Source organism: Tolypothrix sp. VBCCA 56010, assembly GCF_050875635.1.
In the GTDB taxonomy this organism is placed as follows: domain Bacteria; phylum Cyanobacteriota; class Cyanobacteriia; order Cyanobacteriales; family Nostocaceae; genus Hassallia.
Map to the genome: position 1 here is coordinate 1 of NZ_JBPAOH010000386.1, position 812 is coordinate 812.

Below are 812 nucleotides of genomic sequence, written 5' to 3' on the forward strand. Positions count from 1 at the left end.
TTCCTTTATCAATCATGAAAAACGAGCAACTTTTTTGAATTCTTGAAAAACTGTATCACAGGTTACTATTTTTTGACGATCGCAAAAGTTTTCGGTCTACTGACAGTTTATAACTGTTTAGTAAAATTTGACAATAACAAACTGTTATTCTTTTCACTTAGAATTGGCGTTATTTTCAGGAGGGTGGATGGAATCGGACTTTAAAGGAGTATTTCCCAAGCTTGTCAAGTCGGCTAGAAAAAATACTCAACTCTCGCAAAAGGAGTTTGGTAAGCTATTTGACCCTCCTGTGACCCAACAGTCTGTTGCTGGTTGGGAGCGTGGGTTAACGACACCAGACCGCAAATATTGGTCGAAGCTTGCGGAGTTACTGGGAATGGAGGTGAAACAGTTTTATGAATACGTGGGTACTTCTGTTACTGATAAAACCACGTTATTAGAGGATATTGCTGTTAAAATCAAGAGTTTGGGTGCATCTGAACTTAATGAAATTACCGAACTTATTGCGACTCAGTGGACGGCGATCGATAATTCAAGCGAAAAGAGCGATCCTTCTCATATACGTATTCTCAAAAAAGGGGCTGTGACTTGGAACCAGTGGAGAGAAAGAAATCCAGATATTCAACCTAATCTTAAAGGAGTAGATTTAAATGGTATTGGCTGTACTGACTTAAGTGGGTACAATCTCTCAGTCGCCGAGCTAACCAATATTCAGTAAACCAAAAAGTTTTCTCCTCAGGGCGATCGCTAAAAAATTTTGTAGTAGATGATACTTTTTATTCAGCAAATATTGAACCAGCAAGACTAGGATT

At 38.5% G+C, this 812-nt stretch carries 1 protein-coding gene; it reads left to right on the forward strand.

The window, feature by feature from the left end:
- Positions 1-187: 187 nt before the first annotated feature.
- Positions 188-718 carry a helix-turn-helix domain-containing protein gene (locus AABK37_RS41645; RefSeq protein WP_432557220.1) on the forward strand — a complete coding sequence of 177 codons (531 nt, stop codon included), beginning with the start codon at positions 188-190 and terminating at the stop codon, positions 716-718.
- Positions 719-812: the final 94 nt, after the last annotated feature.